We start from the raw sequence: 14,301 nt of genomic DNA, 5'->3' as shown, positions 1-14,301 counted from the left end.
GTTTCACCGCCGCAGACCGGCCAGCAGCCGTCGATGCAGCGGGGTCTCACGTCCGGTCTGGGCGGTGGCGACGAGATCGGCGACCGAGGTGAACTTGTCACGTGGGCGTTGTCCCGCCCCGCGGGCGACCTCGGCGGCGTCGATGGCTTCCCACCCCTGCCTGTCGACGAGCTGCGGCTGACGATTCCGCACAGCGCGGTCCAGCGCGCCCGGCCTGTGCACCGGTGCGGCGAGCAGACCGTCGTTGTAGTCGGCGACCAGGTTGCGCACGGTCTCGGCGGCACACGATTTGTTGGTACCGATGAAACCGGTGGGGCCGCGCTTGATCCAGCCGGCGACGTAGGCCCCCGCAACCGGCCGGCCGCTCGCGGGATCGACGACGCGTCCGCCTTCGTTGGGCACCACCGCTGCGGTCTGGTCGAACGGCAGTCCGCGAATCGGCTTGCCGCGGTAGCCGATCGACGTCAGCACCAGACCGGCGGGGATGTCGTGGGTCTGGCCGGTGCCGGTGACGGTGAACCGCACCCCCGTCGCGCGCTGCGGGCCGAGGACCTGCTGCGGGGTCAGGTGGTAGGCCAACCTGATCCGGGGTCGGGTGATCGGGGCCGAGGCGTCGCCGAGCTTGGACAGGATCTCGAGTTTGTTGCGGGTCAGCTCGTCGGCCGTCTCGGCCAGCGCGGTGAGCACGCGTTCGTGGTCGGTGGGGTCGAGGACCACCTCACACGCGGAGGTCAGCCCGATCAGTTCGGGCAAGGTGAACGCCGACACCTCGGGTCCGCGCCGGGCGGCGATCACGACCTCGGCGACGCGGGACTCGCGCAGCGCCGACAACGCGTGGTCGGCGATGTCGGTGCCGGCCAGCTCGTCCGGATCGGTGGTCAGGATGCGCGCGACATCGAGCGCGACGTTTCCGTTACCGATGATGACGACGCGGTCCCCGCTGAGATCCACTGTCAGATCGGTGAATTCGGGATGCCCGTTGTACCAGGCCACGACCTCGGTCGCGGTCGCGTTGCCGGGCAGGTCGATTCCGTCGATGTCGAGGCGGCGGTCGTTGGGCGCTCCGACTGCGTAGAGCACCGCGTGATGATGGGACAGCAGCTCGTCGTGAGTGATGTGCGTGCCCACCTCGACGTTGAGGTAGAAGGTGAACGCCGGCGATTGCGCGATGCGGTCGAACAGCCGGGTCACCCGCTTGGTGCTCTGATGATCCGGGGCGACGCCGGCACGCACCAAACCATAAGGCGTGGGCAACTTTTCGAACACGTTGACCTCGACCCCGCGCTGGGTCAGCAGCTCATCGGCGGCGTACATCGCCGCGGGGCCCGATCCGACGATCGCGACCCGCAGCGGCCCGTCGGGACGACGGTGCACGACCGGGGCCTCCAGCACCGGCGCCAGCTTCGAGGTGGGCGGCAGCTTGCCATCCCGCTTGGGATAGAACGCGGCGTTGAGTTCGACGAACGGCAGCTGTTCCGGCTGCAGTTTGGTGTCGGGGGCTATCGCGCCCACCGGGCAGGCCGAGACGCACGCACCGCAGTCGACGCACGCGTCGGGGTCGATGTAGAGCATCTCGGCGGTGGCGAATCCCGGCTCATCCGGCGTGGGGTGGATGCAGTTGACGGGGCATGCGTAGACACACGACCCGTCGCTGCAGCACGACTGGGTGATCACATGAGGCATGTCGGGGACTTCCTCGCTCCTACGCGGCGCTGACGACGTGCTGACGCGCGGGCTCGCTGCGGTAGCGGCTGGGCGGTCCGTCGATCTTGCAGATCCGCCACATCAGCTTGGCGAACGGGTTCATCAGACCGGTGTCGTGGCACAGCATGCGGACATCGCCGAACATGTCGCGCAGGAATTGCCGGGCCTCCGGCGTCCCGAAGAAGATCTCCTTCTTCACCGAGCGCGGAATGTCGAACTCCTGCCAGAAGGACTTGGGCGGCACGATGATCGCCTGGCACAGCACGCGCATGATGATCGGCACGGCCCACGACAGCATGAACTTCTGCCGGCGCTTCAAGTGCGGGACACGCTTGCGCAGGTACTCGTGGGCGAACGAGATGTGGCGCGCTTCCTCGGCGACGTGGATCGCCATGACGCGCTCCATGATCGGGTGCAGCGCCTTGCCCTCGCGGAGCACGTTCTTCTGCGTGTGGTCGATGGGTTCCTCACCGGCGAGCACGCCGAAGAAGAACGGGATGGGCAGCGGGCCGGCCACCATCGGGATGAACGGGGACAGCCATTTGAGCATGCGCGGCATGCCCGGCACGTCGGCGCCGATGCGGTTGACCATCTCCTGGAACATCATGGTGTGGTTGCACTCTTCGACCGATTCGTGCAGGCAGTAGCGGTATTCCGGGGAGCCGTTGGGCAGCCAGAACGCATAGTTCATCAGCCCGCGGATGAGGATGGACTCGAAGTGCAGGCCCACCTTGGCCACGTTGGCCTGGCGCCACATGCCGATCCGGATCTGCTTGTCCTTGGGCTGCGACTGGTACCACTCGTGCTTGCCGAACGGGTCTGTCGCGGGCAGGATCCAGCGTTCGTCGTCCGGGGTGACGGCGAATTCCGGCGAATCCCACTCGATGTCGGTGTAGGGGTTGAAGTTGCGCCGCACCGATCCCTCGGACAGGGTCTGCAGCATCTCGGCGTACGTGCGGTCTTCCGGACTGTCACCGAGTTCCATGTTCTTGCGCCAGCGGCGCACGATGCGCGTGCGCGGGGTCTTGACTGCCATCTTGGCCTCCTAAGCCTCCGGGCTGAGGTTTACATTCGTCGGCTTGATGTCTAAAGACAGTACCCACGGTCCCAGGAATTAACCAGGCCTTTCTCGCAGCTGTGCGCGAACCGCGTTACCCAGCTCACATGTGACCCAGTTCACTTCGTTAGCTGCGTCACCGCGCAGCCGGCCACCCGCCGAGAGGCGATTGGCCTGCGTCTGACCGTGGGTTTTAGGCTGGCCGTCATGGCCGAGAACCTGACGATCCCCGCCGACCTCAAACCGCGCGATGGCCGCTTCGGCTGTGGACCGTCGAAGGTGCGGCCGGAGCAACTCCAGGCGCTGGCAGCCGCCGGCCACCTCTTCGGCACCTCGCACCGGCAGGCACCGGTGAAGAACCTGGTCGGCCGCGTGCGCGACGGGCTCCGCCAGCTGTTCTCGCTGCCCGACGGGTACGAGGTGATCCTCGGCAACGGCGGGTCGACGGCGTTCTGGGACGCCGCGGCGTTCGGGCTGATCGACCAGCGCTCCCTGCACCTGACCTACGGCGAGTTCAGTTCCAAATTCGCCTCCGCGGTGGCCAAGAACCCGTTCGTCGGCGACCCCATCGTGATCAAGGCCGACCCGGGCCGCGCACCGGCCCCGCAGTCCGACCCGTCGGTCGACCTGATCGCGTGGGCGCACAACGAGACCTCCACCGGTGTGGCGGTATCCGTGGCGCGGCCCGCCGGTTCCGGTGACGCGCTCATCGCGATCGACGCGACCTCGGCCGCCGGCGGCCTGCCCGTCGACATCACCGAGGCCGACGCGTACTACTTCGCGCCGCAGAAGAACTTCGCCGGCGACGGCGGCCTGTGGATCGCGATCCTGTCCCCCGCCGCGCTGGCGCGGGTCGATGCCGTCGCGAGTTCCGGCCGGTGGGTGCCGGAGTTCCTGTCCCTGCCGATCGCGATCGACAACAGTGTCAAGAACCAGACCTACAACACCCCGGCCATCGCCACCCTGGTGCTGCTGGCCGAACAGATCGACTGGCTGCTTGCCAACGGCGGCCTGGACTGGGCGACCAACCGCACCGCGGACTCGTCGTCGCGGCTGTATTCCTGGGCCGAGGCGTCGTCGTTCGCCACCCCGTTCGTCACCGACGCGGCGCTGCGCTCGGCCGTGGTGGGCACCGTCGACTTCGCCGACGACGTCGACGCAGCGGCCGTCGCCAAGACGCTGCGGGCCAACGGCATCGTCGACACCGAGCCGTACCGCAAGCTCGGCCGCAACCAGCTGCGCGTCGGCATGTTCCCAGCCGTCGACCCGGACGACGTCAGCGCGCTGACCGCGTGCATCGACTGGGTCGTCGAAAGACTGTGAGGCCGCCGCCGCGTGTCACCCCGGTTACGGATCGATAACGCAGTAGGGTGACCGACGTATCGGGCTCGGCCGGCCCGGAGGAGGTCGTAATGAGGGAACTCAGAGTCGTCGGACTCGATGTCGACGGCGCGCGCATCATCTGCGAGACCGACGACCCCGCGGAGAAGTTCGTGCTGCGCTCCGACGAGCGGCTCAGAGCCGCCGTGCGGGGTGACAAGGTCGCGTCGAATCAAACCACGCTCGATGTCGAGGTCCCGAACATGTTGCGACCCAGGGAAATTCAATCGCGGATCCGCGCCGGCGCATCGGTCGAGCAGATCGCCTCGGCCGCCGGGGTCGACGTCGCACGAGTGGAACGCTTCGCCCACCCGGTGCTCCTCGAGCGCGCCCGCGCCGCGGAACTGGCCACCGCGGCCCACCCGGTACTGGCCGACGGCCCGTCGGTCCTGACCCTGCTCGAAACCGTGACCGCGGCGATGATCGCCCGGGGCCTGGACCCCGACGCGACCTCCTGGGACGCCTGGCGCAACGAGGACAGCCGCTGGACGGTGCAGTTGTCCTGGACTGCCGGACGGTCCGATCTGCAGGCCCACTTCCGTTACGCTCCCGGCGCCCACGGGGGCACCGTGACCGCGTTCGACCAGAACGCCGCCGAACTGATCGACCCGAACTTCAGCCGGACGCTGCGTCCACTGGCGCCGGTCGCTCAACTCGCGCTCGGCGAGCCCGAAGCCGAGCCCGAGGCCCAGGAGCCGGTCGCAGAAGCCAAGCCCGAGATCGTCCAACCGGCGACGCCCCAGTCGGCGACGCCTGAGCCGGCGCCGGCAGCCGAACCTGCCCCCGCGCCCAAGACGGCACGCGGCCGCAAGGCCCGTCCCGCCGTCCCGGCCTGGGAGGACGTGCTGTTAGGCGTTCGCTCCAGTGGCGGCGAGCGCTAACAGCGCGATCCACCCGGCGGCCACCCCCACGCCGCCCCCGAGCACGAACCACCGCCACACCGGCAGCCGGCGCCAGCCCCAGACTGTCGGGGCCAGTCCGCCGACGGCGACCAGGTTCAACCCCAGCGACAACAACGGGTGCACCCGGGCCAGTCCGACGCTGAGCACGATGATCGCGGTCGCGACGACCGCGGCGACGAAGGCCGCGACCGTCAGCCCGGTCCCCCACGGGGTGGCGTCGTCACTCACGGGCTCACCGTAGTCCGGAGCCGGTCGCGCTCGTAGAACGCCAGCGCCGCGGCGGTCGCGACATTGAGGGAGTCGGTGCCGCGCGACATCGGGATCCGCACACGCGCGTCACTGGCGCGCATCGTCCGTTCCTGCAGTCCCGGCCCCTCGGCGCCGACCAGGATCGCCACCGGCTGGTCCGCCCGGGTGGGCATCGCTTCGGCGAGGGTCGCCGCGCGCGGGTCCGGCGTCATGGCGAGGATCTGAAAACCACTGTCGCGCAGTATCTCCAGATCCAACGGCCAGTTCGACGCGCGTGCGAACGGCACCAGCAGCGCGTGCCCCATCGACACCCGGACCGCGCGCCGGTACAGCGGGTCGGCGCAGCCGCTGCCGAACACCACGGCGTCCACGCTCAGCCCTGCGGCGTTGCGGAAGATCGAGCCGAGGTTCTCGTGATCGTTGACGCCTTCGAGCACAACGACGGTGTGCGCACCGTCGAGGACCTCCGGCACCGTGAGCTCCGGCGCCCGGGACGCGGACGCGAGCACGCCACGGTTGAGATGGAACCCGACCACCTCGGCCATGACCTCGGCGCTGGCGCGGTAGAAGGGCGCGGCCACGCCGTCGAGGTCGGCGCCGAGTTCGGTCAGGCGCCGGTCGGTGCCCAGCAGCGCCCGCGGGGTGAACCGGGACACCAGCATGCGCTGCACCACCAGCACGCCTTCGGCGATCACCAGGCCTTTGCCGCTCGGCAGGTCCGGGCGGCGGTCGACGCTGTTGAGGTCACGGAAGTCGTCGAGCCGGGGGTCGGCGGGGTCGTCGACGTCGACGACCTCAACGGGCTTGCCGGTCATCACGATTCGCAGGCCACCGGCTGATTCACGGCGTCGAGACTACCCAGGCCGCCGCGGACGTCGGTTACCTTGGTGCGCGATGGACGAAACCGTGCAGCCGCCCGCCCTGCCGCCTCGCCTGCTGTCGCCGTGGCCGATGATCGTGGTGATCAGCACGGGTTGGCTGGTGGCCGCGGTGCTCGCGTTCACCGTCGATGCGCTGCACAGTTGGCGGCCGGTCACGCTGGCCGGACTCGGGGTGGCGGTGGTTGGCACATCGATATTTCTGTGGCAACGTCACGCCGTGCGACGCGGCTCGCGCGGCGCGCAGAGCGGCCTGACCTGACGACGCGGAGGAAAAGCCCATGGCAGCACCCATCCTGCAAGCCCAGATCGACATCAACGCGCCGGTGGCACGGGTCTGGAGCCTGGTATCGGACGTGAGCAACATGCCGCAGTGGAGTCCGCAGTGCCGCTACATGAAGGCCATCGGCGGTGTGCGGCCCGGTGCGCGCACCATCAACTTCAACCGCCGCGGACTGCTGTTCTGGCCCACCACGTGCCGCATCACCGAGTTCGTCCCCGAGAAGAAGCTGGCGTTCCGGGTGAACGAGAACAACACCGTCTGGAGCTACGAGCTCGAGCCCACCGAGGCCGGCACGCGCCTGATCGAGACCCGCAACGCCGAGAACGGCACGTCGGCAGTGTCGAACTTCCTGGTGAGCAAGTTCATGGGTGGGGTGCCGAGCTTCGAAGACGAGCTCGTCGAAGGCATGAACGCGTCGCTGTCGCGGATCAAGGCCGCCGCAGAACGCTAGCTCTCGGTGCGGTCGACGAGGTCGAGGACACCGTCGTCGAACGGGTCGTACAGCGGCGAACCCGCCCCGTGCGGCGCCGGCGTATCGGAGTGTGCCCCGCACCCGTACTCGGCGTCGACGACGTGTCCGTCGGCGGCGAGCTCGTTGGCGCACACCCCGAACATCACCCCGAGCGCTCCGCCGAGCCGCACATAGAAGCCGCAGTCGCGGCACACTCGTCGCGTGGACTTGGCCATCGCCGAATTGGGTCCGTAGTCGCCGTCGTGCCAGCGCTGCGCGGCGTCGTTGCGGCCCCACAGACTGAGCACCTGACGGCGGCCGAGTCCGAGTTCGAGAGCGACGTCGTCGATCTGCGGGTCGCCGGTGGCCGTATGGCCGGGCACCAGGCGCGGATCCTCGGCCGGCGGTGCCAGCAGGTCGCCCGGGCTGAGGTCACCGGGACGAACGCGCTCCTCCCACGGCACCCACTTCGGCGCCAGCAGCGCCGTGGGGCCGGGCACCAGCACGACCTCGCTGATGGTGGCGCGCTGGGCGCCCGGACACGCGGCGACGACCACCGCCCACTGCCAACCGCGGTAGCCCGGCAACTCGGCCAGGAAGCGATGGGTCGCCGAGGTCGGATCCTCGAAGCCGGCGCCGAGGTACTCCCCGACGGTGTCTTCGCCGCTGTGCTCCGCGATGGCGGTGCGTGCATCGTCGACCGCCCCCAGAAGCACGGTCGCCAGGTCGGGCGACACCTCCGGGGCCGGTGCCACGTCAGGCTGAGACTCGGTCACGCTGTCCATCGCCCCCAATACTGCCCGAAGGCGACCCGCCCTAGCCACACCGGTCGGCTGCGCGCCGACTGTCGTCGGTATAGGGGAGAATCGAGCGCGTGAGCGAGCGACGTGACCATCACGACCCCGAGAGTCGGCACGGCGCTCGCTACTATCCCCCGCGGCCACCCGCGGGCGAGCACCCCGGCATGGCGAACTACCCCAGCGACCCGGTGCCCGGCCCCGGCGCACGCCGGCCACGCCCCGGCCCCAACCACAGCGGAAACCGGTGGTTGCCGCCGCTCGACGAGCACGGCGAGCACCGCTCCTACCGCAGATACGACGCCGATGCCGGTCGCCCGCGCCCAGGAGCGGGCGAGCGGGTGACGGTGACGCGCGCCGCTGCGCAACGCAGCCGCGAGATGGGGTCGAAGATGTACGGCCTGGTGCATCGGGCCGCCACCGCCGACGGCGCCGACAAGTCCGGTCTGACCGCGTTGACGTGGCCGGTGGTCGCCAACTTCGCTGTCGACGCCGCGATGGCCGTGGCCCTGGCCAACACGTTGTTCTTCGCCGCGGCCACCGGGGAGAGCAAGAGCCGCGTCGCGTTGTACCTGCTGATCACCATCGCCCCGTTCGCGATCATCGCCCCACTGATCGGTCCGGCCCTGGACCGTCTGCAGCACGGCCGCCGCGTCGCGCTGGCCACCTCGTTCGCGTTGCGCACCGTGCTGGCGCTCGTCCTGATCGCCAACTACGACGGCGCCACCGGCAGTTTCCCGTCGTGGGTGCTCTACCCATGTGCGCTCGGGATGATGGTGCTGTCCAAGTCGTTCTCGGTGCTGCGCAGCGCCGTCACTCCACGTGTGCTTCCGCCCACCATCGATCTGGTGCGGGTCAACTCCCGTCTGACCATGTTCGGCCTGTTGGGCGGCACCATGATCGGCGGAGGGGTCGCCGCGGCCGCCGAGTGGGGCTTTCAGCTCTTCGCGATGCCGGGCGCCCTGTACATCGTCGTCGCGGTATCGGTGGCCGGGGCGGCGCTGGCCATGCGGATCCCGAAGTGGGTCGAGGTCACCGAAGGCGAAGTGCCGGCCACCTTGAGCTACCACGGTCGTACCGGTGAACTCCGGCGCGATGCACCTGCCCCGGCTCCGGAGAAAGCGCGGCAGCCGCTGGGCCGCAACGTCATCACCGCGCTGTGGGGCAACTGCACGATCAAGGTGATGGTCGGCTTCCTGTTCCTCTATCCCGCCTTCGTGGCCAAAGCCCACGACGCCACCGGCTGGGAGCAGCTGCGCATCCTCGGGCTCATCGGCGCAGCGGCGGCCGTCGGCAACTTCATCGGCAACTTCACCGCGGCGCGGCTCGAGCTGGGCCACCCGGCGCAGCTGGTGGTGCGCTGCGCCGTGGCGGTGACGGGCATGGCCCTGGCTGCCGCGGTGACCGGCAACCTGCTGGTGGCCGCGGCCGCGACGCTGGTCACCTCGGGCGCCAGCGCGATCGCCAAGGCGTCGCTCGACGCGTCGCTGCAGGACGATCTGCCCGAGGAGTCGCGGGCCTCGGCCTTCGGACGGTCCGAGTCGCTGCTGCAGCTGGCCTGGGTGGCCGGCGGGGCCACCGGGGTGCTGATCTACACCGAGCTCTACGCGGGCTTCACCACGATCACCGCGATCCTGATCCTGCTGCTGGCCCAGACGGTGTTGAGCTACCGCGGTGAATCCCTGGTGCCCGGCCTCGGCGGTAACCGTCCCGTGCACGCCGAACAAGAAGGCGGGCGCACCGAGGCGGCGGCGGTGACGCACGAATGAAACGCATTCTGAGCGTGCTGATCGCGGTTGCCGTCCTCGCATCGGTGTCCACCGGACTGCTCATCTGGCAGCTTTCCCGCGACCACGGTCCGGACCTGCCGGAGATCTCGGCCTACTCGCATGGCCACCTCACCCGTGTCGGGCCGTACCGGTTCTGCAAGGTGCTCAACCCGACCGACTGCATCGTCTCCGCCGAACAAGGCGAACTACCGGTGAACGGACGCGACCCCGTTCAGCTCTCACTGCCCTCGGCGATCGCGGACGCTCCCTGGGTGCTGCTGAGCGCCTACGAGGACGACGACGTCATCGAGGAGTTTCGGCCCGGTACCCGGCTGGCGGTGACCATCCCGACGCTCGACCCGTTCCGCGGACGGCTCACGGGCATCGCGGTGCAACTGCCGACACTGGTGCGCGATCAGGACGGCAACGAGTTCCCGGTGCCGCACGCCGAATGGTCGGTGCGGACGGTCTGGTCCTAGCCTGCCGAGTGCTCCGCCGGCACGCGTTCGTCGTCGCGGACCGGACCCGGCGGAGTGCCGTCCCCGAAAGGCTTGCCGCCCAACGTCTCTCGTCCGTGCGGCGTCAACCAGGTGGACAGGTCCGGCCCCTTGGGAACCACACCGGTCGGGTTGATGTCCGAATGCACGATGTAGTAGTGCTGCTTGATCTGCACGAAGTCGATGGTGTCGCCGAAGCCCGGCGTCTGGAACAGATCGCGGGCGTACGCCCACAGCACCGGCATCTCCGAGAGCTTCGTCCTGTTGGTCTTGAAGTGGCCGTGATAGACGGGGTCGAATCGGGCCAGGGTGGTGAACAGCCGTACGTCGGCTTCGGTGATGGTGTCGCCGACCAGGTATCGGCGGTCAGCCAGTCGCTCCGACAGCCAGTCCAGGGCGGTGAACAGGCGGTCGTAGGCCTTCTCGTAGGCGCGCTGTGCGCCGGCGAATCCGCAGCGGTACACGCCGTTGTTGACCTCGGTGTAGATCCGCTGGGCGATCTCGTCGATCTCGTCGCGCAGCGGTTCGGGGTACAGCTGCGGGGCTCCGTCGCGGTGGTAGGCCGTCCACTCCGTCGACAGATCCAGGGTCATCTGGGCGAAGTCGTTGGTCACGACGGCCCCGCCGGGGATGTCGACGATCGCCGGAACGGTCACCCCTTTCGGATAGTCGGGGATGCGCTTGTTGTACGCGTCGCGCAGGTAGTGGATGCCCAGCACGGGATCGCGGCCGTCGGGGTCCAGATCGAAGGTCCAGCTGCGCTCGTCGTGGGTGGGGCCGCAGAAACCGATGGACAGCACGTCTTCGAGGCCGAGCAGACGGCGCACGATGATCGCGCGGTTGGCCCACGGGCAGGCTCGCGCCACGACCAGCCGGTAGCGGCCCCGCTCGACGGCATATCCGTCTCGCCCGTCCGCGGTGATCCGCGTGGTGATGTAGTCGGTGTCCCTGGTGAACTCGCCGTCAGACGACGCGTCGGCCACATAACTCATGACCCCAGTGATACCCATTTCGCGTGGGGGCTCCGACCCCACGACAGTGCCGTCAGCGTCGCCGCGGGCGGCGTTCGACTACGGTCAGTGCACCTTCGCGTGTACGGCGCGAGATCAGCTGTCGAGCTCACGCGCGACGGCGCGGACGACCTCCGACACGCGCCGGGCGACCTTGCGATCCGGGTAGCGGCCTTTGCGCAGCTCGGGCTGTACTGCGCTCTCCAGCAGCGTGATCATGTCCTCGACCATGCCGTGCAGCTCATCCGGCGTGTGCTTCTTCTCCGCGGCCGCGGCTTCTCGACGGGTGCGACTCAGGCTCGGCGGGGGGTCGATCAGCTTGACGCTCAGCGCCTGCGGCCCACGTCGGCCCGCGGCCACGCCGAACTCGACGCGTTGACCGGCCTTGAGGCCCTCGACACCGGCGGGCAACGCCGAGGAACGCACATAGACGTCCTCACCGTCCTCCTGTGAGAGGAAGCCGAAGCCCTTCTCCGCGTCGTACCACTTCACCCGGCCGGTCGGCACTGCTCTCACCTGCTGTCTGTCTGGAGCCAACATTCTGTACCTGGCGGGTACATAAAGTAAGCGTCCCGCATTCCCGGGACGCGCCGTGCAAGATCCTACTCGGACGCCTGCGCGGCGAGCACCCCCTTATGTCGGTAGGCTGGCTGACACCGCCGGAGGAAGATAATGCGCCTGATACTCAACGTGATCTGGTTGATCTTCGGTGGGCTCTGGCTGGCTCTGGGATACCTGCTCGCCGCGCTGATCTGCTTCGTTCTGATCATCACGATCCCGTTCGGCTTCGCGTCGCTGCGCATCGCCGTCTACGCGCTGTGGCCGTTCGGACGCACCATCGTCGACAAGCCGGGTCCCCGGCCCGGCGCGCTGATCGGCAATGTCATCTGGGTCATCGTCGCCGGCGTCTGGTTGGCCATCGGGCACATCATCAGCGCCGCGGCGATGGCCATCACGATCATCGGGATTCCGTTGGCGCTGGCGAACCTGAAGATGATCCCCGTATCGCTCATGCCCCTGGGTAAGGAGATCGTGCCCGTGGACTCCGTGAACGCGGTCAACGACACCTATTACGGAGTCGCCCGGTGACTGTCGTCTCCCTCGGGGTGCCGTCGGTGCAGCGACCGCTCGGCCCCGCGCCGACCGAAGGACCCCTCGTGGACACCTTCGGCCGCGTCGCGACGGACCTGCGGGTGTCGCTGACCGATCTGTGCAACCTGCGCTGCACCTACTGCATGCCTGCCGAGGGGTTGGACTGGCTGCCCGCGGACCAGAAGCTGCACCCGGACGAACTCATCCGCCTGCTGACGGTGGCCGTGACCCGCCTGGGCATCACGAGCGTCCGGTTCACCGGCGGAGAACCCCTGGTGGTGCCGCATCTCGAGGACCTCGTGGCGGCCACGGCGGCGCTGCGTCCACGACCCGAGATCACGTTGACGACCAACGGCGTCGGCCTGGCCAGACGTGCCGCCGCACTCAAGAGAGCCGGCCTGGACCGCATCAACGTGTCGCTGGACACCGTCGATCGCGAGCGGTTCGCGGCCATCACTCGCCGCGACCGGCTCGACGACGTGCTGGCCGGCTTGCGCGCAGCCAAGGACGCCGGACTGCACCCGGTCAAGGTGAACGCCGTGCTGGATCCGGCGTCCGGGCTCGACGATGTGGTCGGGCTTCTGCGGTACTGCCTGGACCACGGCTATCAGTTGCGCATCATCGAGCAGATGCCGCTCGACGCGGGCCACTCCTGGCAGCGCGACCGCGTGCTGAGCGCCGACATGATTCTGAACGCGCTGCGTCGGCACTTCGCTCTGCAACCGGACCCGACGCCGCGCGGGTCCGCGCCGGCGCAGTTGTGGCAGGTCTTCGAGGGGACGACGGTCCTCGGCCGAGTCGGGATCATCGCCTCGGTCTCACAGGCGTTCTGCGCTGCGTGTGATCGAAGCCGGCTCACGGCCGACGGACAGGTACGGAACTGCTTGTTCGCGCAGGACGAGACGGATCTCAAGACGCTGCTGCGTGCGGGCGCCGACGACGCGGCACTGGAAGCAGCGTGGCGTCAGGCGATGTGGAGCAAGGCCGCCGGGCACGGCATAAACGATCCGAACTTCGTGCAGCCGGCCCGGCCGATGAGTGCGATAGGCGGTTGAGAATGCGGTCAGACGTTTCGGTACTGGTCACGGTGCGCTACTTCGCGGCGGCCCGCGCGGCAGCCGGTGCGGAGTCCGAGCGCGTCGAGGTGCACTCCGGGACCACGGTGGCCGAGTTGATCGAGCTGCTGTCGGCGCGCGACGACGGGTTGGCCAAGGTCCTGCAGCGGTGCTCATACCTGCGTGACGGAATCGCCGTACGTGACCTGACCTGCCCGCTGGATGCCGGTCAGACCGTCGACGTCCTCCCCCCGTTCGCCGGCGGCTAGGCCGTCGAATAAACATCACCTATTCCGTGATTTGTGTCACATGACATAACTATCACGGGGTGGCTACATGCCGATCAAGGCCTCTCGCACCTGCAGGAACAACGATCCGTCCTGCGTATTTAGAGTTTTTTTAGTATTTGCCGATCGTTCCGACACGGCGGCGAGCAAAAGATGACGGGCGTCTAGAGAGCCGTTACCGTCTTGAACGGGTCATCGATCCCCCACACGATGAGCCTGCCGCGCACCAGCCGCGCCGAACTCCATCCGTTGGCGCGCGGGACACCGAGACACACCTGGATGGAGGCGGGGGACCCACCGGTCCACCCAACAGGACCTGGAGCTTCACGGCTCCTAGGGGTGAAGCCGACGTCATGACGTCGGCCGGGCTACCTCTCCGGCCCGAACCCGACAGCTGACCTCGCGGGCGCTCGACGAGAGGAACCACACGCACTCATGAGTGGACGGCATCGCAAGCCTGCCCCTTCAGCCGTGAACGTCGCCAAGATCGCCTTCAGTGGCGCCGTGCTGTCCGGCGGGGCCATGGCCATGGCCGGTAACGCCGGCGCGGCCACAGACAGTGAATGGGATCAGGTCGCCCGCTGCGAGTCCGGCGGCAACTGGGCGATCAACACCGGAAACGGCTACCACGGTGGTCTGCAGTTCGCGCCCGGCACCTGGTCCGGACACGGCGGCGGCGAGTTCGCCCCCGCCGCGCACCTGGCCACCAAAGACGAGCAGATCGCCGTCGCCGAACGGGTGCTGGCGTCACAAGGCAAAGGCGCGTGGCCGAGCTGCGGAGGGCCGCTCTCCTCCGCAACACCGCGCAACGTCGTCAACGAAGAGCCGGCTCCGGTGCATCCGCTGGGTCTCGAGGTCGCCCCGCCGCCTCCGGCCGACCCGTTCGCCCC

17 protein-coding genes and 1 riboswitch are annotated in these 14,301 nt (G+C 68.7%); of the genes, 10 read left to right on the top strand and 7 right to left on the bottom strand.

Annotation, left to right across the window (positions count from 1 at the left end; all coding sequences use genetic code 11):
* Positions 1-3: 3 nt before the first annotated feature.
* Both ACQI46_RS06815 and ACQI46_RS06810 read right to left on the bottom strand, forming a co-directional pair.
* Positions 4-1,683, bottom strand: a complete 1,680-nt coding sequence (locus ACQI46_RS06815; protein ID WP_427093222.1) for an FAD-dependent oxidoreductase — start codon at positions 1,681-1,683, stop codon at positions 4-6.
* A gap of 19 nt (positions 1,684-1,702) precedes the next feature.
* The gene (locus ACQI46_RS06810; protein ID WP_427093221.1) at positions 1,703-2,740 is read right to left on the bottom strand and encodes an AurF N-oxygenase family protein; all 1,038 of its coding nucleotides are present in this window, start codon (positions 2,738-2,740) and stop codon (positions 1,703-1,705) included.
* A gap of 228 nt (positions 2,741-2,968) precedes the next feature.
* Between ACQI46_RS06810 and serC the strand changes: the two genes are divergently transcribed.
* Both serC and sepH read left to right on the top strand, forming a co-directional pair.
* Complete coding sequence (serC, locus tag ACQI46_RS06805) at positions 2,969-4,084, top strand: phosphoserine transaminase (RefSeq protein WP_427093220.1); 1,116 nt, start codon at positions 2,969-2,971, stop codon at positions 4,082-4,084.
* Positions 4,085-4,173: 89 nt separating this feature from the next.
* Entirely contained in the window at positions 4,174-5,022 is an 849-nt protein-coding gene (sepH, locus tag ACQI46_RS06800) for a septation protein SepH (RefSeq protein ID WP_427093219.1), read from the top strand.
* Here sepH and ACQI46_RS06795 read toward each other — a convergent pair.
* Positions 4,990-5,271: a DUF2537 domain-containing protein gene (locus ACQI46_RS06795; RefSeq protein WP_427093218.1), complete on the bottom strand. Its 282-nt coding sequence runs from the start codon at positions 5,269-5,271 to the stop codon at positions 4,990-4,992. The two genes, sepH and ACQI46_RS06795, sit on opposite strands and share 33 nt — an antisense overlap.
* Complete coding sequence (locus ACQI46_RS06790; protein ID WP_427093574.1) at positions 5,268-6,107, bottom strand: TrmH family RNA methyltransferase; 840 nt, start codon at positions 6,105-6,107, stop codon at positions 5,268-5,270. Before ACQI46_RS06790 ends, ACQI46_RS06795 begins: the two co-directional genes overlap by 4 nt.
* Before the next feature lie 79 nt (positions 6,108-6,186).
* Between ACQI46_RS06790 and ACQI46_RS06785 the strand changes: the two genes are divergently transcribed.
* On the top strand, positions 6,187-6,432 hold the full coding sequence (locus tag ACQI46_RS06785; RefSeq protein WP_427093217.1) for a DUF2530 domain-containing protein: 246 nt from the start codon (positions 6,187-6,189) through the stop codon (positions 6,430-6,432).
* 19 nt (positions 6,433-6,451) lie between these two features.
* Positions 6,452-6,904: an SRPBCC family protein gene (locus tag ACQI46_RS06780; RefSeq protein ID WP_427093216.1), complete on the top strand. Its 453-nt coding sequence runs from the start codon at positions 6,452-6,454 to the stop codon at positions 6,902-6,904.
* Here ACQI46_RS06780 and ACQI46_RS06775 read toward each other — a convergent pair.
* Positions 6,901-7,689, bottom strand: a complete 789-nt coding sequence (locus ACQI46_RS06775; RefSeq protein ID WP_427093215.1) for a DUF3027 domain-containing protein — start codon at positions 7,687-7,689, stop codon at positions 6,901-6,903. The two genes, ACQI46_RS06780 and ACQI46_RS06775, sit on opposite strands and share 4 nt — an antisense overlap.
* 179 nt (positions 7,690-7,868) lie before the next feature.
* Between ACQI46_RS06775 and ACQI46_RS06770 the strand changes: the two genes are divergently transcribed.
* A complete protein-coding gene (locus ACQI46_RS06770) occupies positions 7,869-9,470 on the top strand; it encodes an MFS transporter (RefSeq protein WP_427093573.1) in 1,602 nt (533 codons plus the stop codon).
* The gene (locus ACQI46_RS06765) at positions 9,467-9,949 is read left to right on the top strand and encodes a DUF2771 domain-containing protein (protein ID WP_427093214.1); all 483 of its coding nucleotides are present in this window, start codon (positions 9,467-9,469) and stop codon (positions 9,947-9,949) included. The genes ACQI46_RS06770 and ACQI46_RS06765 overlap by 4 nt, the downstream gene beginning before the upstream one ends.
* On the opposite strand, the gene ACQI46_RS06760 is transcribed toward ACQI46_RS06765, so the two are convergent.
* Both ACQI46_RS06760 and ACQI46_RS06755 read right to left on the bottom strand, forming a co-directional pair.
* Positions 9,946-10,959: a glutathione S-transferase family protein gene (locus ACQI46_RS06760; RefSeq protein ID WP_427093213.1), complete on the bottom strand. Its 1,014-nt coding sequence runs from the start codon at positions 10,957-10,959 to the stop codon at positions 9,946-9,948. The two genes, ACQI46_RS06765 and ACQI46_RS06760, sit on opposite strands and share 4 nt — an antisense overlap.
* A gap of 114 nt (positions 10,960-11,073) precedes the next feature.
* Complete coding sequence (locus ACQI46_RS06755; protein ID WP_427093212.1) at positions 11,074-11,484, bottom strand: cold-shock protein; 411 nt, start codon at positions 11,482-11,484, stop codon at positions 11,074-11,076.
* 165 nt (positions 11,485-11,649) lie between these two features.
* Here ACQI46_RS06755 and ACQI46_RS06750 point away from each other — a divergent pair, with 165 nt between their 5' ends.
* The 4 genes from ACQI46_RS06750 to ACQI46_RS06735 form a co-directional block, all read left to right on the top strand.
* On the top strand, positions 11,650-12,066 hold the full coding sequence (locus tag ACQI46_RS06750) for a YccF domain-containing protein (RefSeq protein WP_427093211.1): 417 nt from the start codon (positions 11,650-11,652) through the stop codon (positions 12,064-12,066).
* On the top strand, positions 12,063-13,124 hold the full coding sequence (moaA, locus tag ACQI46_RS06745; protein ID WP_427093210.1) for a GTP 3',8-cyclase MoaA: 1,062 nt from the start codon (positions 12,063-12,065) through the stop codon (positions 13,122-13,124). The genes ACQI46_RS06750 and moaA overlap by 4 nt, the downstream gene beginning before the upstream one ends.
* A gap of 2 nt (positions 13,125-13,126) precedes the next feature.
* Positions 13,127-13,393, top strand: a complete 267-nt coding sequence (locus tag ACQI46_RS06740) for a MoaD/ThiS family protein (RefSeq protein WP_427093209.1) — start codon at positions 13,127-13,129, stop codon at positions 13,391-13,393.
* A 280-nt stretch (positions 13,394-13,673) separates the two neighbouring features.
* Positions 13,674-13,836, top strand: a riboswitch (cyclic di-AMP (ydaO/yuaA leader).
* A 10-nt stretch (positions 13,837-13,846) separates the two neighbouring features.
* Positions 13,847-14,301, top strand: a 455-nt coding sequence (locus ACQI46_RS06735) for a transglycosylase family protein (protein ID WP_427093208.1), incomplete at its 3' end; no start/stop codon positions are given.

This window comes from Mycobacterium sp. SMC-4 (genome assembly GCF_050205565.1).
In the GTDB taxonomy this organism is placed as follows: Bacteria; Actinomycetota; Actinomycetes; order Mycobacteriales; family Mycobacteriaceae; genus Mycobacterium.
This window is presented reverse-complemented; position numbering and strand designations above follow the sequence as displayed.

Excerpts from the sequence above, each read along its gene's own strand:
- ACQI46_RS06790 (WP_427093574.1), bottom strand. The coding sequence starts at position 6,107 with ATGACCGGCAAGCCCGTTGAGGTCGTCGACGTCGACGACCCCGCCGAC.
- ACQI46_RS06785 (WP_427093217.1), top strand. The coding sequence starts at position 6,187 with ATGGACGAAACCGTGCAGCCGCCCGCCCTGCCGCCTCGCCTGCTGTCG.
- ACQI46_RS06775 (WP_427093215.1), bottom strand. The coding sequence starts at position 7,689 with ATGGACAGCGTGACCGAGTCTCAGCCTGACGTGGCACCGGCCCCGGAG.
- ACQI46_RS06810 (WP_427093221.1), bottom strand. The coding sequence starts at position 2,740 with ATGGCAGTCAAGACCCCGCGCACGCGCATCGTGCGCCGCTGGCGCAAG.
- sepH (WP_427093219.1), top strand. The coding sequence starts at position 4,174 with ATGAGGGAACTCAGAGTCGTCGGACTCGATGTCGACGGCGCGCGCATC.
- ACQI46_RS06770 (WP_427093573.1), top strand. The coding sequence starts at position 7,869 with ATGGCGAACTACCCCAGCGACCCGGTGCCCGGCCCCGGCGCACGCCGG.
- ACQI46_RS06750 (WP_427093211.1), top strand. The coding sequence starts at position 11,650 with ATGCGCCTGATACTCAACGTGATCTGGTTGATCTTCGGTGGGCTCTGG.
- serC (WP_427093220.1), top strand. The coding sequence starts at position 2,969 with ATGGCCGAGAACCTGACGATCCCCGCCGACCTCAAACCGCGCGATGGC.
- ACQI46_RS06815 (WP_427093222.1), bottom strand. The coding sequence starts at position 1,683 with ATGCCTCATGTGATCACCCAGTCGTGCTGCAGCGACGGGTCGTGTGTC.
- ACQI46_RS06760 (WP_427093213.1), bottom strand. The coding sequence starts at position 10,959 with ATGAGTTATGTGGCCGACGCGTCGTCTGACGGCGAGTTCACCAGGGAC.
- ACQI46_RS06740 (WP_427093209.1), top strand. The coding sequence starts at position 13,127 with ATGCGGTCAGACGTTTCGGTACTGGTCACGGTGCGCTACTTCGCGGCG.
- ACQI46_RS06765 (WP_427093214.1), top strand. The coding sequence starts at position 9,467 with ATGAAACGCATTCTGAGCGTGCTGATCGCGGTTGCCGTCCTCGCATCG.
- ACQI46_RS06780 (WP_427093216.1), top strand. The coding sequence starts at position 6,452 with ATGGCAGCACCCATCCTGCAAGCCCAGATCGACATCAACGCGCCGGTG.